Source organism: Vibrio echinoideorum, from assembly GCF_024347455.1.
Lineage (GTDB): Bacteria > Pseudomonadota > Gammaproteobacteria > Enterobacterales > Vibrionaceae > Vibrio > Vibrio echinoideorum.
Genome location: NZ_AP025483.1, coordinates 2,040,177 through 2,060,369 on the forward strand (window position 1 = coordinate 2,040,177; position 20,193 = coordinate 2,060,369).

Annotated in this window: 18 protein-coding genes and 2 pseudogenes; 13 read left to right on the forward strand and 7 right to left on the reverse strand. The window is 43.0% G+C overall.

Annotated elements, in window-relative coordinates:
- Nucleotides 1-213: 213 nt before the first annotated feature.
- Nucleotides 214-2,025: a PLP-dependent transferase gene (locus OCV36_RS09260; RefSeq protein WP_135454948.1), complete on the reverse strand. Its 1,812-nt coding sequence runs from the start codon at nucleotides 2,023-2,025 to the stop codon at nucleotides 214-216.
- Between the two features lie 142 nt (nucleotides 2,026-2,167).
- Between OCV36_RS09260 and OCV36_RS09265 the strand changes: the two genes are divergently transcribed.
- The 11 genes and pseudogenes from OCV36_RS09265 to folM all read left to right on the forward strand — a co-directional run bounded on the left by OCV36_RS09265 (nucleotide 2,168) and on the right by folM (nucleotide 12,253).
- Complete coding sequence (locus OCV36_RS09265) at nucleotides 2,168-2,623, forward strand: Lrp/AsnC family transcriptional regulator (protein ID WP_017091230.1); 456 nt, start codon at nucleotides 2,168-2,170, stop codon at nucleotides 2,621-2,623.
- Nucleotides 2,624-2,835: 212 nt separating this feature from the next.
- Nucleotides 2,836-3,978: a GGDEF domain-containing protein gene (locus tag OCV36_RS09270; protein ID WP_108149955.1), complete on the forward strand. Its 1,143-nt coding sequence runs from the start codon at nucleotides 2,836-2,838 to the stop codon at nucleotides 3,976-3,978.
- Between the two features lie 321 nt (nucleotides 3,979-4,299).
- Complete coding sequence (locus OCV36_RS09275; protein WP_135454950.1) at nucleotides 4,300-5,208, forward strand: dienelactone hydrolase family protein; 909 nt, start codon at nucleotides 4,300-4,302, stop codon at nucleotides 5,206-5,208.
- 307 nt (nucleotides 5,209-5,515) lie between these two features.
- A complete protein-coding gene (locus OCV36_RS09280; RefSeq protein WP_135454952.1) occupies nucleotides 5,516-6,319 on the forward strand; it encodes a MetQ/NlpA family ABC transporter substrate-binding protein in 804 nt (267 codons plus the stop codon).
- Between the two features lie 197 nt (nucleotides 6,320-6,516).
- Complete coding sequence (locus tag OCV36_RS09285) at nucleotides 6,517-7,197, forward strand: haloacid dehalogenase type II (RefSeq protein WP_135454953.1); 681 nt, start codon at nucleotides 6,517-6,519, stop codon at nucleotides 7,195-7,197.
- 77 nt (nucleotides 7,198-7,274) lie between these two features.
- Nucleotides 7,275-7,367 (forward strand): annotated as a pseudogene (locus OCV36_RS09290) (Lrp/AsnC family transcriptional regulator); the annotation flags it as partial.
- A 432-nt stretch (nucleotides 7,368-7,799) separates the two neighbouring features.
- Complete coding sequence (locus OCV36_RS09295) at nucleotides 7,800-9,419, forward strand: endonuclease (RefSeq protein WP_135454955.1); 1,620 nt, start codon at nucleotides 7,800-7,802, stop codon at nucleotides 9,417-9,419.
- Between the two features lie 438 nt (nucleotides 9,420-9,857).
- Nucleotides 9,858-10,355, forward strand: a complete 498-nt coding sequence (gene folK, locus OCV36_RS09300) for a 2-amino-4-hydroxy-6-hydroxymethyldihydropteridine diphosphokinase (RefSeq protein WP_135454957.1) — start codon at nucleotides 9,858-9,860, stop codon at nucleotides 10,353-10,355.
- A gap of 157 nt (nucleotides 10,356-10,512) precedes the next feature.
- Entirely contained in the window at nucleotides 10,513-10,884 is a 372-nt protein-coding gene (folX, locus tag OCV36_RS09305) for a dihydroneopterin triphosphate 2'-epimerase (RefSeq protein ID WP_004734786.1), read from the forward strand.
- A 17-nt stretch (nucleotides 10,885-10,901) separates the two neighbouring features.
- Nucleotides 10,902-11,540: a GTP cyclohydrolase I FolE gene (gene folE / locus OCV36_RS09310; RefSeq protein ID WP_004734785.1), complete on the forward strand. Its 639-nt coding sequence runs from the start codon at nucleotides 10,902-10,904 to the stop codon at nucleotides 11,538-11,540.
- Nucleotides 11,537-12,253: a dihydromonapterin reductase gene (gene folM, locus OCV36_RS09315; protein ID WP_135454959.1), complete on the forward strand. Its 717-nt coding sequence runs from the start codon at nucleotides 11,537-11,539 to the stop codon at nucleotides 12,251-12,253. Before folE ends, folM begins: the two co-directional genes overlap by 4 nt.
- A gap of 116 nt (nucleotides 12,254-12,369) precedes the next feature.
- Here the strand turns inward: folM and OCV36_RS09320 are convergent, their stop codons facing one another.
- The 3 genes from OCV36_RS09320 to OCV36_RS09330 form a co-directional block, all read right to left on the reverse strand.
- Nucleotides 12,370-12,741: a hypothetical protein gene (locus OCV36_RS09320; RefSeq protein ID WP_135454961.1), complete on the reverse strand. Its 372-nt coding sequence runs from the start codon at nucleotides 12,739-12,741 to the stop codon at nucleotides 12,370-12,372.
- A 75-nt stretch (nucleotides 12,742-12,816) separates the two neighbouring features.
- Nucleotides 12,817-13,689 carry a patatin-like phospholipase family protein gene (locus tag OCV36_RS09325; protein ID WP_135454962.1) on the reverse strand — a complete coding sequence of 291 codons (873 nt, stop codon included), beginning with the start codon at nucleotides 13,687-13,689 and terminating at the stop codon, nucleotides 12,817-12,819.
- Between the two features lie 83 nt (nucleotides 13,690-13,772).
- Nucleotides 13,773-14,111, reverse strand: a complete 339-nt coding sequence (locus OCV36_RS09330; protein WP_004734781.1) for a hypothetical protein — start codon at nucleotides 14,109-14,111, stop codon at nucleotides 13,773-13,775.
- 508 nt (nucleotides 14,112-14,619) lie between these two features.
- On the opposite strand from OCV36_RS09330, the gene OCV36_RS09335 reads away from it, so the two are divergent.
- Both OCV36_RS09335 and OCV36_RS09340 read left to right on the forward strand, forming a co-directional pair.
- Nucleotides 14,620-16,128, forward strand: coding sequence for a DUF3360 domain-containing protein (locus OCV36_RS09335; protein ID WP_004734780.1), 1,509 nt, complete (start codon nucleotides 14,620-14,622; stop codon nucleotides 16,126-16,128).
- Nucleotides 16,129-16,827: 699 nt separating this feature from the next.
- Entirely contained in the window at nucleotides 16,828-17,919 is a 1,092-nt protein-coding gene (locus OCV36_RS09340) for an MBL fold metallo-hydrolase (protein ID WP_135454964.1), read from the forward strand.
- Between the two features lie 195 nt (nucleotides 17,920-18,114).
- On the opposite strand, the pseudogene OCV36_RS09345 reads toward OCV36_RS09340, so the two are convergent.
- From OCV36_RS09345 to OCV36_RS09355, 3 genes and pseudogenes are all read right to left on the reverse strand, one after another.
- Nucleotides 18,115-18,222: pseudogene (locus OCV36_RS09345) on the reverse strand (alpha/beta fold hydrolase); the annotation flags it as partial.
- Between the two features lie 10 nt (nucleotides 18,223-18,232).
- Complete coding sequence (locus OCV36_RS09350) at nucleotides 18,233-19,375, reverse strand: MFS transporter (protein WP_135454966.1); 1,143 nt, start codon at nucleotides 19,373-19,375, stop codon at nucleotides 18,233-18,235.
- Between the two features lie 45 nt (nucleotides 19,376-19,420).
- A complete protein-coding gene (locus tag OCV36_RS09355) occupies nucleotides 19,421-20,152 on the reverse strand; it encodes a GTPase (protein ID WP_102456809.1) in 732 nt (243 codons plus the stop codon).
- Nucleotides 20,153-20,193 lie beyond the last annotated feature (41 nt).

Consider the following 20,193-nt stretch of genomic DNA (forward strand, 5'->3'; position numbering starts at 1 on the left):
CCAGTAATAAGTCATCAACAGAGTCGCTTTCCAAGCACCAATTGAATAGCACTCGATGAAGCTACACAGTGAGAGCTTTCTAAAACTAAAGCCTCGCGCGCGGCCTTAGTTTTTCTATCTAGTGATTATAACTGCACTCTAACGGTTAAAGTTACCCTACTTCACTGACTTTTCTTGCTAACCTTTATTGCCAGCTTAGCTTACTGACCCAACTTACTGACTAAGTTGACTGAACTTCGGCAAGCTCTTCACAAACCTCTGGTGCACATCCATATAGGTTTGCATATAGATTTCATCGATACTGTCACCACTCGGGAAACTCGATGAGAAGTCTGCGTGTTTGCGGTCAATCGACAATTTAGCGGCCTCGACAATATGAGCGATGAACATTCGAGGATCTTCTAAGCCGATAGAGATGCGCATTGTGGTCGGTTTGATGCCTGCTTCATTAAGCGCTTCATCGCTGAGTTCAGAGTGCGTGGTCAGTGCCGGACACAGTGCCACCGTGTTGGTTTGCCCTAGGCTCACTTGCATGCCAATAGCGGGCTCAAGCATATCGAAGAACTGTTTAAAGCCATCACGATTGATTGGCGCACGATTACCGTTACCTTCCATATCGATAGTAAAAAGAGCCGCTGGTAGCCCCAAGTACATGTTGTTCTGGCAGTGTTCATAGTTATCGCTGTCTGGCAAAGCTGGACACGACACATTGATGTCTGGGTGAGCATCAAAGATCTTCGCCAGAGTCAGTGTATTAATCGTTTTTTGCACCACTCGCATCTCATACGTTTTCATGCCATTAAGCACTTCAAACGCTTTATCTGCGTCTAGGAATGCGCCTTTAATGTAGTACACATTCCAAAACAGCGTTTCGTTCCATGGAATGGTGACCTCATCGCCGTTGGACTTGGTAAAAGTGACCTGATCTCCTTTTGGAATAAACATGGTCTCGTTGCGGCCAATCACAACTCCAGCGGTTGTGGTGCCAGAACCCGCCAGTTCTTTGGTGTAAGAGTGAATGACATAATCGGGTCTTTCCGCCACATCGTCGCGTTTTAGTACTGGATGCAGCAATGGAGTCCCCACTGTTGAGTCAACAATCACATCCCAACCGCGAGAGTGACCAGCTTTACTGATGCTAGCAACATCCAACACGTATCCATGTGGGTTACATGGTGACTCTAGGTAAACGTAGATTTTTTTACCCGCAGCGAGGCGATCTGCGTATTTATGAGCAACCTCATCAAGGCGCGTCGCAAACTCATCACCGGAGTAACCATCCACCCACTCTACCGCGACATTCAGATTCGAAGGCTTGCCAAACCAATCTTCCAACAGCTGGTAAGAACCGCCATAGATATTACGTGAAGCCAAGACTATGTCTTCATGGCCAAGTAAATGGCTCAACAACCCATCAATGGCCGCCATCCCCGAGTTAAAGTTCCATGCGAGGTACTCGTTGGCTCTAGAACCTGCCTCAATATCAACCATGTGATTAGCCAGTGAAATCGATGTTGGATTAAGCAGTCGAGAGTAAATATCGTGCAGCGGCTCTTTACCGTTGAACGCATCTTCAATCCATTCTGTACACGCAAACAAATACGTTGCAGTGCGCGTAATTACGGGGCTGGCAGAGAAAATAGCAGCGACATTATCGAAGATAGGATACGCACCTTTAGACGCAAAATTGCCATTATTGGTGGCAATAGATTGGTAAGTAGCACGCATTGGGTTTTGCAGGTTGTCGAGGATCTTAGCGATCTGGAATGACAAGAAACGTTTGGCGTTAAACCAAGCGATTCGGTCACTCTTGTCGAGTTCTGAAAGTCCATCAACCGTCAATGCCCAAAGATCGTGAGTCTTGGTATTGGCTTGGTACAGTGTCGTCGCCAGTTCAATCAGCGTGACGCCGTAATCACTGTTTGGGTCGATACCAAAATGCTTTGCCTGCTCAATGGCAAGAGCTTCTGCTTGTTCGTGTTTGGTCGTTTTACGCAGCGGGCTAAGTTGAGTTGAAGTATTCATAGTGCCTAAGTCATTCCATGCTTGTTGTTCCTCCTTTAATTTTAGTTTTGTGCTGATGTTAAAAATTGCTATTTGCGAAGTAAGACATACACTTTGAGCAATAATATTGCCAAACTAAATTCAATATTGATGGAATATGCCAATGGACGAGATCGACAAGAAAATACTGGCTGAATTGCAAAGCAACGCACGGCTCACTAATCAAGAGTTGGCCGATCGCGTGTCGCTATCGCCCTCTCCTTGTTTGCGTCGAGTTCGGTCATTGGAGAAACAAGGGATTATTCGAGGCTATCACGCCAGTGTCGACCAAGAAGCATGCGGCCTACCTGTGAATGTGTTTGTGTTGGTGAAACTTGAAAAGCCAACAGAAGAGAATATGCGAGACTTTGAGCAGCACATTGAAGTGATTGATGAAGTATTAGAGTGCTTTTTAATGACAGGTAATCACGACTACCTATTACATGTGGTCAGTGAGTCGCTCAAAAGCTACGAGCAGTTTATCCGTAAGCAATTAACCCGCCTACCCAATATTGCTTCTATTGAATCCAGCTTCGCTTTCGGTCAGGTGAAAACCAAGACCAAGTTGCCAGTGAGGTAAATGTGTGTCGCTATTGGGTCCAGAATCTTGATGGCTTGAATTTTGACGTGACACTTTCTAGTTCAGAAATGCCCTAGTGCTAGCTCGCGCACCTGAACATAAATTGATCTGCATCAGCATATGGTTTAATAATGATTAACTACTAAATATTAATAATACAAATTGCGTAATACTGAATTGAGAGAGTTCATTTTTACGTTGTTGGTGATTTCATGGATGTACACACCTTAGCTATATATACCTCTTTGTTAGCAGCCACTGTTGCGAGTGCTATGCTGTTAACACATAAATATATACTCGCAGGAACCACGTTAGGGGTGAATTATATTGCTTATGCTGCTTTGCTGTTAGGAGCCAGTGTTACACCACTTTCATTCGGCGTTACTCAATCTTCAGAATCCATCGTTTTTCTTTCCAATGGTGCATACGCAACCGCTTTTGGTTTGTTACTCGTCGGCATAACCGTGTTACGAGGAGCAAGTCGATCTTTTCTCGTAATATCAATTATCATTAGCTCCCTTGGCATTAGCTTCTTTCTTTATAGCGCCCTAATTGCGCCTTCTGTTACTTCTAGGATCGAAGCTCGAAGTATTCTCGTTGTGACGATATGTATCTTAGCCCTATGTGCAAACTATTCCGGGGAAAAACACGATAACAGAGAAGCAAAGTGCCTGTTGAACCTGACCCTGTTTATCAACATTCTCTATATGGCAATGAGGGGCGTACTTGCTCATACCAAAGGAACGAATTCAAACTATTACCTGATATCAGATATTCATAAATTGTCTTTCGTTATCATGACAATCACAATTGTTAGCCTCGCATTTTCAGTGTTTTGGATCTTAACTGATCGTTTATTAAAGCAAACCTATCGCTCATCGATCACTGATGAACAAACAGGCCTTTATAACCGTAGAGGCCTAGCAGAGCTGATACCCAAGCTTGTTCAACCAGGCCGAGAGAGTGACATTTCTGTACTGATGGCCGACCTAGATCATTTCAAAAAAATTAATGATACCTATGGTCATGACAAGGGAGATGATGTGATTAAGCACTTTGGTCAAATTCTTGAAGATACATGCCGAACAAGCGATTTCTGCTTTCGCTATGGTGGAGAGGAGTTTGTTGTCATGTTACCTAGAGCGAATAAAATTCAAGCAATGCAAATAGCTGAAAGAATAAGGAACCACGCAAAACACAACTCCAATCAAGAGCTCTCATCTGGCAGGTATACTGTCAGCATTGGAGTGACTCAAGCTCTCATAAACGATGACTGGAATTCATTAATTAAAAGAGCGGATAACGCCCTCTACGACGCAAAATCTCAAGGGCGCGATTGCATTGTTGAGCGTTAACAAAATGTGGTAGTTAAATATTCATATTAAGAAAAAAACAAACAAGCTTTGCCCAATTTAAAGCTAGAACTTCCTCAAAGCCAATAATCAAAACCGCCCTACTTCACTGACTTAATCACTTACATCAACCTTGTGTTGAATCGCTCCGTAAAACAAACCTAGACATGGGAATCGATTCCGAAGTGATCGTTTTATCTGACTGTCATCTAATTTTTGTACTTTGATATAACAAATAGCTTAAAAGATATTGAGCGATCGTTCAAATGTGTTGAAATTTCCACTATAGTTGATTGGTCAAACAACTCACAACAAGGAAAAGTTATGAATCAAAATACCGAATCTCAATCAGATCCAGCTCGCTCTATCCCTCAAGAAGCATTTGATTGGTACGACGAATATGCGCACGGTCTGATTGATCGCAGAGAGTTTATGGCTCGTCTATCCGGGCTAGCTGTACTTGGCTTAACCATGACAACATTAACTTCAGCACTGATCCCTAATTATGCGCAGGCAGAGCAAGTCTCTTTCAATGATCCTTCCATCAAAGCAACCTACGAGAAGTTTCCTTCGCCTAAAGGACACGGAGAAGGCTATGGCTACTTGGTGGTACCAAAAGAGTTAGAGGGTAATGCGCCTGTTGTCTTGGTCATTCATGAAAATAGAGGCTTAAATCCATACGTAAAGGATGTGGCAAGACGACTCGCGGCCGCGGGGTTTATTGCGTTTGCACCTGATGCACTCTATTCGCTTGGTGGGTATCCAGGAAATGATGATGAAGGCCGAGCAATGCAAAAGTCGCTATCACGAGAGAAAATCGAAGAAGACTTTATCGCCGCTGCAAACTTTTTGAAATCTCATGAAAAAAGTAACGGCAAGCTAGGCGCTGTAGGATTTTGTTTCGGTGGCTATATCGTGAATATGTTGGCGGCGGTAATGCCAGAACAGCTGGATGCGGGCGTTCCCTTTTATGGCACTCCTGCCGCACCTGATTTAAGAAAGAATGTTAAAGGGCCATTGCTCATCCAATTCGCTGGAATCGATAAACGTGTGAACGCGACTTGGCCAGACTATGAAACCGAACTCAAAGAGAACGGAGCAGACTACACCGCTTACATCTATGACGGTGTGAATCATGGCTTCCATAACGATTCAACAGGTCGATATGCTGAAGAAGAAGCGGAGTTAGCATGGACACGTACGCTTGAGTTCTTTAATCAAAAGCTCTCTTAATAGGAAAGATTACCGAACCCGTTTTCTTTAAGTTCCAAGTTACTGCCCTATACCTTATTCAACGAAACCCAAAAGGCCTCATACGTGCGAGGCCTTTGTTTTCTCAACGCTACATTGGCTTGCCCTACAGATAGGTTTGGGGTCGTCGACATTCTGATATGAATTAAACCTGACTCTTAATATCAATCTAACCTATTAATATCAATCTAACTTTGCTTCTAACAAACCTATTGACCCGATCTTATAAATAGATAATATAGACATCCAGACGCCCAAATGTCTTTTTGATCAATTAAATGGAGTTATCATGAACAGCTACAAAAAAATCACAGCATCCCTGTTGGCATTAGCTTTCGTATTCGGTGTAACAGGATGTGGAAAAAAAGACGAGGCTGTAATCAAGATTGGGGCGACAGTTGGCCCACATGCACAAGTTGTACAGGCAGTCGCCAAAGAAGCAGCAAAGCAAGGGATTAACATTGAGCTAGTTGAATTCTCAGACTACATCACCCCTAACGCAGCATTAGATGATGGAAGCATCCAACTGAATAGCTACCAACATCAGCCATTTCTCGACAACTTTAACGACAATCACGATAGCAAGTTAGTTTCTATCGGACGTTCAATTTTAATGCGTATGGGCGTTTACTCTAACAAGTACACTTCGCTTGACTCTATCCCCGACAACGCACGAATCGCGATTCCAAACGACCCAACGAATGGCGGGCGTGGACTGTTACTACTTGAAGATGCCGGGCTGATTTCATTAAAAGACAACGCTGGTTTCAACGCATCTTTAAACGATATTGTTAGCAACCCGAAGAACATTCGATTTGTTGAAGTGGATGCCGCTCAGCTACCCCGCTCTCTTGACGATGTAGATGCAGCAGCAATCACCATGAACTATGTAATGTCGGCTGGACTCGATCCTAAGAAACAAGGCATTTACTTAGAGAAAAAAGACGCACCTTTAGCCGTGATGGTTGTAGCGGCGCGAGAAGAAGACAAAAATAATGAAACGTATAAAAAGATCATCTCAATTTACCACTCACAAGAGATTAGTGACTTTTTAGACAGCACTTTCAAAGGCACCATCGAAGCCGCTAAATAAGCTAAATCATTTCAGATTTGGCGTTGCCTAATACCTATGAAGCAACGCCAGATTTGAGTTGAAGGGTTGTCGCTCACGCATTCCAGCCCCTTTTCAAATTAGAGAGCAAAGCTCAAGTTACTTAAATCGAGGTTGTAAACCGTATCGTCAGAGCGGATTATGTAAGCATGAAATTCAATTAAATCTGGGTTCTTCGCATGAAAAAAGAAGTGATACTGTTTGATATAAACGAAACGGTTTTAAATTTGGGGTCATTACAGCCTAAATTTAAAGCAGTATTTGGCAGCGAGGATGCACTATCGCTTTGGTTCTCAAAGCTTTTGCACTCTTCAACGGTTTGCATCGCAACAAACGTACAGTCTACTTTTTCTGAATTAGCGAATGCAGCGCTCGACGCTATTGCACAGCGGTACAAGTGTGATTTAACGGCGGAAAGCAAAGATGCCTTGTTAACTTCTTTTGCCAATCTACCAGCGCACACTGATATCAAAGCATCTTTACTTAAATTGCGTAACAACGGTTTTAAAACAGTCGCTTTTTCCAACTCATCCCTCGACCTCATCGCTTCTCAAATCAAGAACTCGGGCTTAAAAGACTATTTCGACACAATCATTTCTGTTGAAGAAACAGGCAGTTTCAAACCAAATTCAGACGTGTATAAATTTGCAGCCGAAACCTTACAAGAGTCTGTCGAAAACCTTCGTCTTGTCGCTACTCATGATTGGGACACTCATGGTGCGCTATCCGCTGGCTTACAAGCAGCCTATATAGACCGTACAGGCGTTGAGTATCATTCCTTGTATTTGAAGCCGGAGATTAGCTCAAAGACGATGGATGGTGTGGTGGAACAGATAATTAAGCACAATTTAGAAAACTAAACCTCAAGAGACTTTTCTACTCCCGCTCGGTACAAACAAAAAGGCCTCGCACACGCGAGGCCTTAATTCTATCTACAGAGCAATTAACTCGCCTGCCCAATATTGCCTCTATTGAATTCAGCTTAGCCTTCGGTCTGATAAAAACTAAGACCAAGCTTCCCGTGAGATAAATGTGTGACGCTGTTGTTTGGGTTTATGGGGCGCTAGAAGCTGATCTTCCTCATGCCTTGAATCGAAAGCAATATGTGCTTGCACGGTCTTCAACTAAAAATTAGAACCAAACTGAATTGTGCGCATAATTTTCAGTTGGTTAGGTAAGGGCTGGATCGAACTTTAGTAGAGGTTACATTTACTATAGGCAGGACTTGTGGATAAGTGCTTATTTTGGGTTCATCGCAGCTTTCCCCTGAAAGTCGAGATGAACCTTTTTTCAATAATCTAGCGTGTGAAAGCATTAGACAGGTCGATATCACATTGCTTTACATCACATATATTAATAAAAGTAATGTTGCTTACATTTATAAATGTGATGTTTATCTCCATTCATCTTTTGATTACTTTCTAAGCTTAGTTAATTTTTATCCGATTAAACAGAAGGTTATATGATAAATAGAATAATAACACTAAGTGGCGTTGCATTACTTTGTTCAGCGAGTGCGCATGCGCAAATGCAAAATGGAAGTTTCGAAAACTGGGAAGGAAACGCACCATCTGGATGGAGTGTGATTGACTCCGGCATTGCACTTTCACTCTCTACCGACCCTGTAAATAACGGCAGTCTCTCTGCACAAGTCACAGTGAATACAAGTACTCAAAGTAATACCGATTTTCTTCAAACGATAAGTGTTGAACAAGGGAAAACTTATGATTTCTCTGTCGATATTTATCACACTGAAGGTAACGTGAAAGCTCGCCTTTTTGTTGATGGCTATTTAGGCTACTCGAATAATGGTTTAACAAATCAGTGGCAAGCATTGACTCACTCGTACAGCGCTACGAGCACTAAAGATATCGTTGTGGGCATACGATTTTATGATGATGCAGGTTTTGATGGTTCGGAAGTGGTGTATTTAGATAACTTTCAGCCTACGGAGGCTCCACCAACACAAAGCTGCAATGACACAAGTGCCGCACTCACGCTAGTGACGGATAACTATGGCTCTGAAACCAGTTGGTCTCTCAAAAACTCAGTTTCTCAAACTCTTTATTCTGGTTCAGACTATCAAAGTAACACCAACAATGAAGTGGAAATGTGTTTAGCAGATGGTAGCTACACCCTAGAAGTCTCAGACTCTTATGGAGATGGAATGTGCTGCAGTGTGGGGAGTGGTTCATACAGTTTGTCGGTAAACGGAACCGTTGTGGCATCTGGTGGTGATTTCCAAGCAAGTCAGAGTACAGAGTTTACGATTGGTGGCTCAACGACTACACCACCAACTGAACCACCAGTGTTAGGTGAGTATTACAAAGACGCTGAAGGCAAAGTGGGCTTTGCGTTAAAAACGGCCTTGTATCAAATTATTGATAATCATAGTAGTCAGGGTTACACCGCTATTTGGACGTTAGTGTCTGAGGCTGACCTAGACGCATACTATGACACTGATGGGTCGATTCTCGATATGTATTCGGAGAAACCTTCAGGCTCAGATTCAATCCAATTTACTAAGGTGGCCGATCAATGTGGTCAATACAGCAAAGAAGGTGATTGCTACAACCGTGAGCACTCATTCCCGAAAAGCTGGTTTGGTGGAAAAGTCGAGCCAATGAACTCTGACGGTCACCATTTATTTGCCACTGACGGCTACGTTAACTCGAAACGTAGTAATTGGCCATTTGGTGAGGTACGTAGTGCAACATACACATCAAGCAATGGTTCTAAATTAGGCAGTGCAGCGAACTCTCTTGGTTATGCAGGTACGGTGTTTGAGCCAATTGATGAGTTTAAAGGTGATTTCGCAAGAGCATATTTCTACATGGCAACACGCTATGAAAATGAAATCGCTAATTGGGAAGGGAACTCTACAAGCTCTGACGCCGTTCTGGATGGAACCAATACAACCGTTTTTGAACCTTGGCTACTTACCATGCTAAAGCGTTGGCATTCTGAAGATCCAGTAAGCCAAAAAGAAATCGACCGAAACAAGGCGGTACATGATTTCCAAGGGAATCGTAATCCGTTTATTGACCATCCAGAGTTTGCAAGCCAAATCTGGGGAAATTAATCGGAATATAACCACCATGACAATGGTTTAATGATTATTGAATTGAGCCCAATCCTTTGTTTGGGCTTTTTTATTGATAGGCATTAGAGAGCATGACTTAAAATATGTGAAAAAGCATATTGTCATGAAGGTCCGTATACTTGTCAGTGATCGGCACCATCAATACTGGACGCTACGTTAAGCGACTTTCCATACCTATAGTTATTCATGATCGATCATATTCAATTTTTCCCTCACACATTTTTGTCCAATACCTTCATCGGCTGAGTTTTTACTCGTGGCACTTTCTAGCTCACAGGTGCCCTTTTGTCGGGCTCAAAACGGGCAAAACTTGTAACAGAACCGTATTTTTCTTTTGTCTTCCTGCCATTAAAAGGATGCATAGCTGATCTTCATAGCAAGTCGGACGTATAGGCTGTTTAAAAGGAGGGAAAGACTATGGCCACCGTCTATGTCAGCATCGGAAGCAATATTAACCGCGAACATCACGTCACAGAATCTCTCAAAGCATTGCATGACCGCTTTGCGCCCCTACACATTTCTAAATTCTACGATTGCGAGCCTGTCGGTTTTAAAGGGGATAATTTCCTTAACCTAGTCGTTGGGTTCGAATGTACCCTTCCTGTCGTAGAGCTGGTCAAGGTTCTACATCAAATCGAATCAGAGAACGATCGCAAGCGTCAGACCAAAGCCTATGCTTCACGGACGATGGATATCGACATCCTTCTTTATGGTAATCAAGTGGGCGTTATCGATGGCGTAGAGCTGCCTAGAGGCGAAATCACCGAGTATGCATTTGTGCTTAGGCCGTTAGTCGATATTGCTGCGCAAGAACGTCACCCCACTCTAGACATCTCATATCAGCAGCTCTGGGAAAACTTCGATAAGTTAAATCAGAAAACCGAACCCATCCCTTTCGATATCAGTTTCACCTAGCGTTTACATGACTGAAAAAAGAACGGCTGCAACAGGAACAATTGCGAAAGGAACAGCTGCGAAAGGAACAACTGAACTCTTAATCGCGTGAGCTTTACTGATCTTTTCTTAAAACAAGCACGTACCTGACTTTACCCTCTAAGGATTGGACACTGTTATGAATCACAACGCCATTATCACCATTACAAATCTCAGACTAAGAACTTTCATCGGCTTCAACGAAGAAGAAAAGTCTAAGCAGCAAGACATCGTTATCAATGCAGAGATCCACTACCCCGCTAACAACCTTTGCCTCTCAGATGATGTGGAGAACGCACTCAACTACAAAAACATCTGCAAGAAGATCATTCAACATGTCGAATCCGGAAGATTTCTGCTTTTAGAAAAGTTAACCAGCGACGTACTCGGCATTTGTATCGATCATCCATGGGTACGATACGCTCAAGTGAGAATTGATAAGCCTCATGCCCTACGTTTTGCCGACTCCGTTTCACTCACGCTTAGCTATGAAGCAGAGCTCGAAAATTAACTCATAAGGAGAGAGTCATGCTGAATACAGAAGCCGAAAAAGTAAGAGAAGCTTTGCTCGCAAAAGGACTTGAAACCCCAATGACACCGAGCGAAATGAATCCCAACCAGAAGTACAACCGCATCAAAGGACTTTTGACGGAAGTGGTCAGTACGCTTGGACTGGATTTAACAGATGACAGCCTTGCTGAAACACCTCATCGCATTGCAAAAATGTACGTTCACGAGATCTTTTCAGGGCTCGATTACGATAACTTCCCAAAAATCAGCGTTATAGAAAACAAAATGTCGGTTGATGAAATGGTGAAGGTATCGAACATAGATTTAACGTCGACGTGCGAACATCACTTCATTACCATCGATGGTTTAGCAGAAGTGGCCTATATCCCTGAAAACAAGATTCTTGGGCTGTCTAAAATCAACCGTATCGTTCGATTCTTTGCTCAGCGCCCTCAAGTGCAAGAACGCCTTACTCAGCAAATCCTGGTCGCGATACAGACTCTAGTCGAAACAGAAAATGTGGCCGTGACAATTAAAGCCACTCACTATTGCGTTAAATCCAGAGGTGTCATGGATGCAAACTCTGAAACCTCAACGACCGCTCTCGGTGGTATTTTCAAAACTAACCCTCAAACCAGAGCTGAGTTTTTACGATGAGTGAAACGATACTAATAACTGGCGTGGGAAAGCGACTAGGCTTCGCACTGGCGCAGCAACTTTTAGTGGATGGATACAAAGTGGTTGGCACTTACCGAAGCGACTACCCTCAACTGCAATTACTGCGCGACAGTGGAGCCGACTTGCAGCAGGTAGATTTTTATCAACAAAGCAGCTTAGAGGGCTTTCTTCATTACGTGGGTCAAGAATATAAGACACTTCGAGCCATCATACATAACGCTTCCGACTGGAAGCCGGAGAACAAGAAAAACCCCAGTGAAAATGCCTCACAAATCATGCATCAGATGATGACGATTCACGCGACCGTGCCTTATTTGTTCAATTTAACACTCAAAGACCAACTGATGTCTGGCGATAAAACGTCAGACATCATCCACATCAGTGATTACGTTGCGGAAAAAGGCAGTAAAAAACACATCGCTTACGCGGCTAGCAAAGCTGCGCTCAACAACCTAACGTTGTCGTTTTCAGCAATGCTGGCTCCCAAGGTGAAAGTAAATACCCTCTCTCCAGCAATGATTAAGTTCAATGAACATGACGATGACACATACAAAACCAAAGCGCTGCAGAAAGCTCTGATCCCCACAGAAGCGGGCTTTGAGGAAATAATAAATGGCATCAAATATGTTTTGGCCAGTCACTACATGACAGGAAGAACCTTACACCTTGATGGCGGTAGGCATTTGAAGTGAAGTCCATATCTTGTGGGCTTACGTCAACATAGAAACGCTAAAGACTAGCGACTGCTGTTACCAATAAACCGCTAGAAGTTAGAAGCTATAAGCCAGAAGCCAGAAGCTACTATGACCTAGAAACTGCTAAAAGAGTGAGGAAGGCGTTTTTCTTCGTCCCAGCCGGATAACTCAATATTGATCAACGATTTGCGCTTCTCATTACACAGTGAAGCGATATTGATGATAGGCAGTTGGCTACGAAACTGCGCGGTAAGTATCACCTTTTTACTTTCACTCAGGCTGTTTCGACATTGCGCTAAAACCGCTTCGCTATCTAATTGGCGCGCGTTCTCCATAATGTCGATATCAGTATTCTCTTGATAGCAATCTATCAGCCAAGATACAGCAGGCTCTTCTAAACTGGTGATTACGACGACATCTTTGTTTGCCATAAGCTCGTGGAGTTCAAGTTCTTTGAGAGCAAGTTCTTTGAGTTCAGTTTGCATATATCCCCTCTTCGTTAAGCCTATGGTCTACACATAAAATCAGCGACCGACACATTAAAGTTAGCGACCTACCCGTTAAAGGCGGTTACCCAGTTTAGCTTGTGCCAAATGGTAGCCTCTGTCTATCATCTCTTGTGAGCGATCAAACTCTAAAGTGCCACAGGCATTACGTGGGAGCTCAAGCGTAATATCGGCGGGGTAAGCGGCCAGTTTTTGGCGAGCAATGGTCGATTGCATCGCATCAAACGCTTGGTTGGCAATGTCGTAGGCAGCAAAATTGAAGCTCATTTTACTTTTTACACTGCTACCTAGATTATCGATAAAATGAACCACCCTCTCATGCAGATTGCTCTCTTTTGTAGGTAGGGAAACCGGTATCACTTCCTGCTGAAGCATCTCAGGTTCACCACCTAAGTTCACAGCCAGAGTAAAGTCTGTCTTATCACTAAAGGTAGGCGCAATCGGTACGGGATTGAGCACTCCGCCATCAATCAGCACTTCACCATTGATGACATGAGGTGTGAAGAACAGTGGCAAAGAGATGGAGGCGCGAATGGCATCAAACAGAGAACCGGATTGCAACCAAACCTCTTTTTCATCGTCGACGTTAGCAGCAACTGCGGTATAAGGGATAGGCAGATCTTCAATTGAAATCTCGCCGATCAGTCCACGCAGTGTGTCGATGATCTTGTCCCCTTTGAAGATACCGCTCGATTGCCATGAAAAGTCCAACATCATCGCCATATCCGATTGGTCGATACTGGTGACCCACTCTTCAAATTCATCCAACTTGCCCGCCGCATAGACACCACCGATAAGTGCGCCAATTGAACAGCCAGAGATGGATTTTATCTGATAGCCATGCTCGATTAACCAACGGATGATTCCAACGTGAACCAAGCCTCTTGCGCCACCACTGCCAAGTACCAATGAGACCGTTTTTGCCATCGTATTAATCCTTTAGTTTTTAATTCTAGGGGAGCTAACTCGCCGATTTACCAATTAGCAGATCTCAACTCACTGAGTCACTATCAGTCCATACGGGTAATGAAGGTTTGCTCGTCATCCACAAAAGCCACATAGTCGCCGTGATAGATAAACACCCGACCACGCCCTTCTACTATACACGCTAGCTGTGGGTTCAAATCTTCTTCAAGATTTTCACTTTGATACGTGCCAGTATCAGTGATCACACCGCGGAGTTTAGGCAAAAATCCATAGCTACGCTTGGCTTGATCAATCAGGCTCAATTCACTGGTGGTAGAGAAGTAAGCTGGGATGGGACCAGCATCTTCGATAAACATCGGTTTCAGTTCTTCAAAAGCTGTAATCACCAGCCAGTCGATGCCGTTTACGTGATGGATAAACATTGTTTATAAATACCTAGTTTCTCGATAATTCTGATGCGGAGATTCTAACACTATCAGGGGCCAAACGTAGGAGAAATTGAGCTACTAGAGGCAATCCCTACCCCTGCTTATTACCCAATATATCCAACATAAAACTGGACCAGATATCACGATCAAATCACACCAGAACGCAACCAAGCATGCAACCAAACGTAAGTTGTTGGACTTTTTTCTGGGCCTTTAGAGTCGAACCATTTGTTGTTGAAAGTGACTTTGTTATTCCTGACATTAAGAGCCTACCAATAAACAGACACATACTATCTACAGGGTCTAATACTCGTCGTCCGACTCTACGACTAATGTCTAACCGACTGAGTCTATTTGTTTTTTTTGGTTTGGTATAAGGTACTAACAACTAAATGTTAATGAATTTTTAATTATAAGTTGACGCATTGTTTACACTTCATGCCGTGAGTCAACAACGTTTGTTGGAATAACACACCTCAGAGTGTGAACGAAAGGAATCAAAATGAGCACTACTTTAGAGTCCGCACATATACAAACAGAGAAGCCTCAAGCCAATGAGGATGAACTCACCTATGAACAACAACATAAACCAAGATCGGAATTTGATTCCCGAGAACAGTATCTAGAACACGAATTGCAAATCATGTCGCCTAAGCGCTGGCGTCCAAATTTGCCGTTTAAAGATTATCGATTTGAGATAGAAGATACCATCCCAGCGATGGCGGCGACCATTGGTAAAGTGGTTATGGTGGGCGCTATTGCAGCCACCTTTGCTGGGGCTCTCGGATTAAATGAAGACTTCATTCTAGAAAACGTTCGTTATGAACTCCTCATCGCCTCTGTTTTCATTATTATTTTCTCTGGCTTCCTGTTGCCGACCGCGAACCTCGCAGGTACACACGGTCCACTCATCCCGTTAATTCCAATTGTGGTTGCAGCAGGCGGACACCCTATGGCGTTTGGGTTATTGATTGGCGCTTTTGGCCTCATCTTAGCCATCAGTAAAGGTGGCAGCATGTTGGCTAACCTCACCAGTAAAGGTGTGTGTGGCGGCTTGTTGCTCTACCTTGGCTTTGTTGGAACCGCTTCTCAAGTGAAAAAGCTGTTCGCTTGGGCTGAGGGAATCGGCATGAGCCACATTGCTTTTGTCGTGATCTTTTGCACCATTATTTTGTACGCATTATTGGAACATTTCCGTAAGCGTTGGCTAGCTGTACCTCTTAGCTGCTTGCTAGGCGGTACGATTGCATTTGCCATGGGTGCCCCATTCGCTTTCCACACTGAGCCAGGCTTACCTAACATGAACCCTATGTATTGGTGGGGAGAAGATACAGGTTGGATGTTAGGCCTACCAACGATTGAGCACTTCATGGTGGTATTGCCGTTTGCAATTTTGGCTGTCGCTATGTGGTCTCCAGATTTCTTAGGGCATCAAGTATTCCAAAAGATCAGCTACCCAGAGCGTACCGAAAAAGTACATATGAACATCGACGACACCATGACCACGGCTTCAATTCGTCAAACGTTCGGTTCTCTACTTGGCGGTACTAACTTTACGTCCTCATGGGGTACTTACATCGTACCGGCGGCGATTGCTAAACGCCCTATTCCTGCGGGCGCTTTGCTCACAGCTCTGTTCTGTATCATCGCCGCAGTTTGGGGTTACCCGATGGATTTAGCTATCTGGCAACCTGTACTGTGTGTGGCGCTGATTGTTGGGGTATTTGTTCCATTGCTAGAAGCTGGCATGGAAATGACGCGTGAAGGGAAAACCACCCAATCGGCCGCGATTGTTGTGTTCTCTTCAGCGCTCGTTAACCCTGCATTTGGCTGGGCTCTCACCATGCTGTTGGATAATTTAGGCTTAGTCGGTTGTAAAGAACGCAGTAGTGAACTGAGTAAAATGAGCCGTTGGGTGTTGCCTGGCACTATGTTCATTGTGCTAAGTGGTGTGATGGCGTTGGTTGGCCTTCTACCGGGCATACCGGCGATTATCCCAAGTTTTCGTTAAGCTCTAGATTAGAATAATTGAGTGGTTGCTTCTTTCTGTTGTTAACTTTCAAACTGGATTCGTTATCTGCACTAAAAATTGAAGCTATCGTTGATAGTCTTTTTGGACAAAAAAAAGCCACTTAATGTAAAAAGTGGCTTTTCTATTTTTCTACAATGTACATATCTTTTCTTTCTTTTACAGTGTTACGGTTTACGTTGAAACTTGTTCATTTTCCACTGACGATGTTCCATCAGTTATTAAAGCGTAGTCTAATTGCTAGCCTTGTCAATAAACACGTCGACTCAGATTAACCAATCTTTTCTAATATCATCTTCTCCAGCCAGACTGGATTCTGGGTAGCCCAACTCCGTTAAGTCAGTGGCCAAGACTATTGGTGCGGATCACTCACGAGCACTATGAACTTGGCTATGACAAATGAGATAACGTGCAAAACCATCGAGGTATGGTAATTCATTGAAATATTGATACTTAATAAAAGGCTGTAGAGACCTTACGTAAAGGCATTCACTTTGGGGTTTTGCGGGCTTGAAGTTGATAGAATCGGTTTTGAGCTATACGCTCGTCATTAACAGTACACAAGCCGCTAATAATACGCTCGCTGTTAACAAACAGTTGGTTAACTTAGTGTGGTTATAGCTAAGTTTATTTTAAACTGGCACATTATCGAGTCACCATATAAAGAGTTTTAGAGAGTCAATGATGAACGATACGAAAATTTTCATTAGTGCCATTTTAGTCTTAGTTACTTTATCTGCATGTTCTTCACTCTCGCCTGAATCCTCCCAAAAACCTTCATTGGTGGATGAGCCAAACCATCATACAAGTAACGGTTATCAGAACCACCCATTTGTAGAAACTGCCGCACCTAAAGGGGGCTTGTTTTATATGCAAAGAGCATGGGACTCGGTGTTTGTCCCTGATATCCCCGATGGACATCAGCTAACAGAGAAGGAGTCTCTTCAACTTTTAAACTCTATTGAAAGCGATAGTGTTACTTGGTTAGGGCATGCAAGTTTTTTGATTACGACCTCTGGAGTGACGATCCTGACTGACCCTTTTTTGTCAAAATTCGCCAGCCCCGTCTCATGGGCCGGACCAAAAAGGTTTGTTGATTTACCCATACCTATAAATAAATTGCCTCCTATTGATATAGTGATCGTTTCACATAATCATTATGACCACTTGGATGATCAAACAGTTAGGAAGTTAGAAAACAAAAACAATATTCATGTCGTTGTTCCTTTAGGACTTAAGTCTTTTTTTACCGAACGAGGTTATAACAAGGTTACTGAGTTAGATTGGGGAAAGTCAGTGTCAGTTTCAGTTTCAGTTTCAGGGATAGAGATAACAGCGGAGCCTTCTGTTCATGATTCAGCAAGAAGTACATCTGATCATAATGAAACGTTATGGGCCTCTTGGGTTATTGAAAGTTTACAAAATCGTCTCCTTTTTGTTGGCGATACAGGTTACTCAGAAACCATATTCAATAATGTCGGTGAGAAATATGGCTCCTTTGATTTTGCTATTTTGCCTATTGGAGCATATGAGCCTAGGGAACTATTGTGGATGTCGCATGCCACACCTGAAGAGGCTGTCTCTATCGGCATAGATGTTCGCGCAAAAACATTGATTGCTTCTCACTGGGGAACCATTAGCGGTTTATCGGATGAGCCAGCATTTGAACCTCCGATACGTTTTAAGAAGGCGGGAAGAGATAGTGGATTTTCTGACAAAAATCTATGGACAATGAAAATTGGTGAAACAAGAGGGATCGCACCAACTAACTAACTAACTAACTAACTAACTACATTGCCCTACCAAAGATAATCCGTCATTTACTAAATTAGGAATTTCACAAACTAATTTTGTTCAATTCCTCCCCTTTCTCATTACCAACAAGAGATTAGAGATGTCAATCAAGGGGAGATCAGTAGGGGATTGTTATTCGAACCATTACAACTATCCTTTAACAACTACAACGCCCTACTTCACTGACTTAAACGCTTTCATCAACGTTGTGTTGAACTGTTCTGATTGCTCTAGCATTGGGAAGTTGCCTGAGTCTTCAACGTAGTAAATACTGTAGTTTCGATGAGTGTCACTATTGTTTCTGTAGCTTATCGAATCCATTAATCCGCTGATGAAGCTGCGTGCCCATAGTCAACGATACCAAGAGGCTAATCAAAGCAATAATTGATCCTGTAACAAACACCCATTGATAACCAGACATCCAGATGATTCCCAACAAAAAGGGTAGGAACACCGCTGCAATATGGTTGATAGTGAATGACAAACTCGCCGTTGAAGCCACTTCATCTTCCCTAATTGTCTTTTTAAAGTAGGTGTTTAAAGCTATGGCAAAACTAAAAATGATACTGTCGATAACATACAACCCCGCAGCCGCATAATGATCATCCACAAATGCGTAAGATAGGAATACCAACACTAACGCGGCATACTCAATGATCAAAGCTAGCCTCTCTCCTACTCGATCGATAAATTTCCCAACATAAGGTAGAGCAAGCGTCGCGGCTAAGCTGGATACCATAAATAAAGCGGCCATCATCGCAATCGTATATTGAAATTTGGTCACCATCAGTAAGCCAGCAAAGGCCACAAAGATCTGTCTTCTTGCCCCACTCAAAAAGGTAAGAATGTAATAGGTCGTGTATTCACGTCGGACAATGAGTTTAGTGTGTTGTTTAACCTTTGTTTGAGTATTTTTAAATGTGACTAAGTAAACCGCTAGCCAGAAACATATTGCTCCACAAGTAAAGAAAATGACCTTATCTGAAACGTCAAAAAGATAGCTCACGACCATAATGCACAGAAAAGTCACCATCGAGAAAAACGAGGCAGCAGAGCGAATTTTTCCCATTGATTCACTAAAGTTCTCGGTCGCTAACAACTGTGTTGAGAGTGATTTGTTCACCGCTTCTAAATAATGAAAGCCAATAGACATGATCGTTGTGCTGAAATAGAAGCCATAAATCGAAGGCAAATACCCAGTCACGGCAACACCTAGCCCTAATGTTGCAACCGACAATACCGCGACTCTTTGTTCTGAAGCGATGAACAACAGAAACAAAACAGTAAATGAGAGCAAGCCTGGGATTTCCCTAACACTCTGCAATACACCCACATCAGCCCCGGTCATACCAATAGTGTCGACAGCGAAGTTATTCATCACGACTCGCCATCCAGTATTCGCTATCACTGACGAGATAGCGATGATAACCAACATCGCGAATGAGCTCCGCGATGTTAAAACCCTAAGCCAGAGAGTCATTTAAGCCGCCGATTCTAAAAGAAAATCTTGAATATGATCGCGCATGAATAAAGCCATCGAAGAGAGGTCTTCCCATGTTTCTTTATTCGTGTGGGTAATGCACTCAACAAAAACTTTGCTTAAGTGTGGCTCAGCATGTAGCCAACGACTGACATATTTCCCGGTGTAACACACATGCTGCATTTCATCTTCTAAGATTTTTTGAATCGTTGGACGCATTTGTTTCATGTAATCATCGTCAGACTCATCGATGATCGCCAAATGCAGTAACAGTAAACGCCACGAACGTATTTCAATAGAATGAACCCTAAAGAGGAATGTCTTGAGCTCATCGTCAAAGTTCATGACTTTATCTAACTCATATTGAACTTCATGTTCATGCGTTTCTGTCTCGTACCCAGTAAAAGGGATAAGGCTGGCAAACAACGTAGAATGATTCATTTCATCGTTATAGTGACGCAACATAAGCGGCCTTAATTCATCATCTGCATACCGCTCTGCGATCATTCGTAACCTTGCCGCACCTTTAGCCTCATCGATTGCATTGTGCAAAAGGTAGTAAGCCATCATCTTTTTATTTTGAAAAATAGTTCGAGCCAAACCATTCATCATCTCAGAAGTGAAAGACAAATCAGATACTAAATATTTCTCGATGCAATCCTTGTACTCTTTTGAAAGACTCACACCTTGAGTATCGAATAAACCATAGAGACTGTTTTGTATATTATTCATAAACCATTCCTTTCCTCAGCATACATCTTCAATAAAGCACT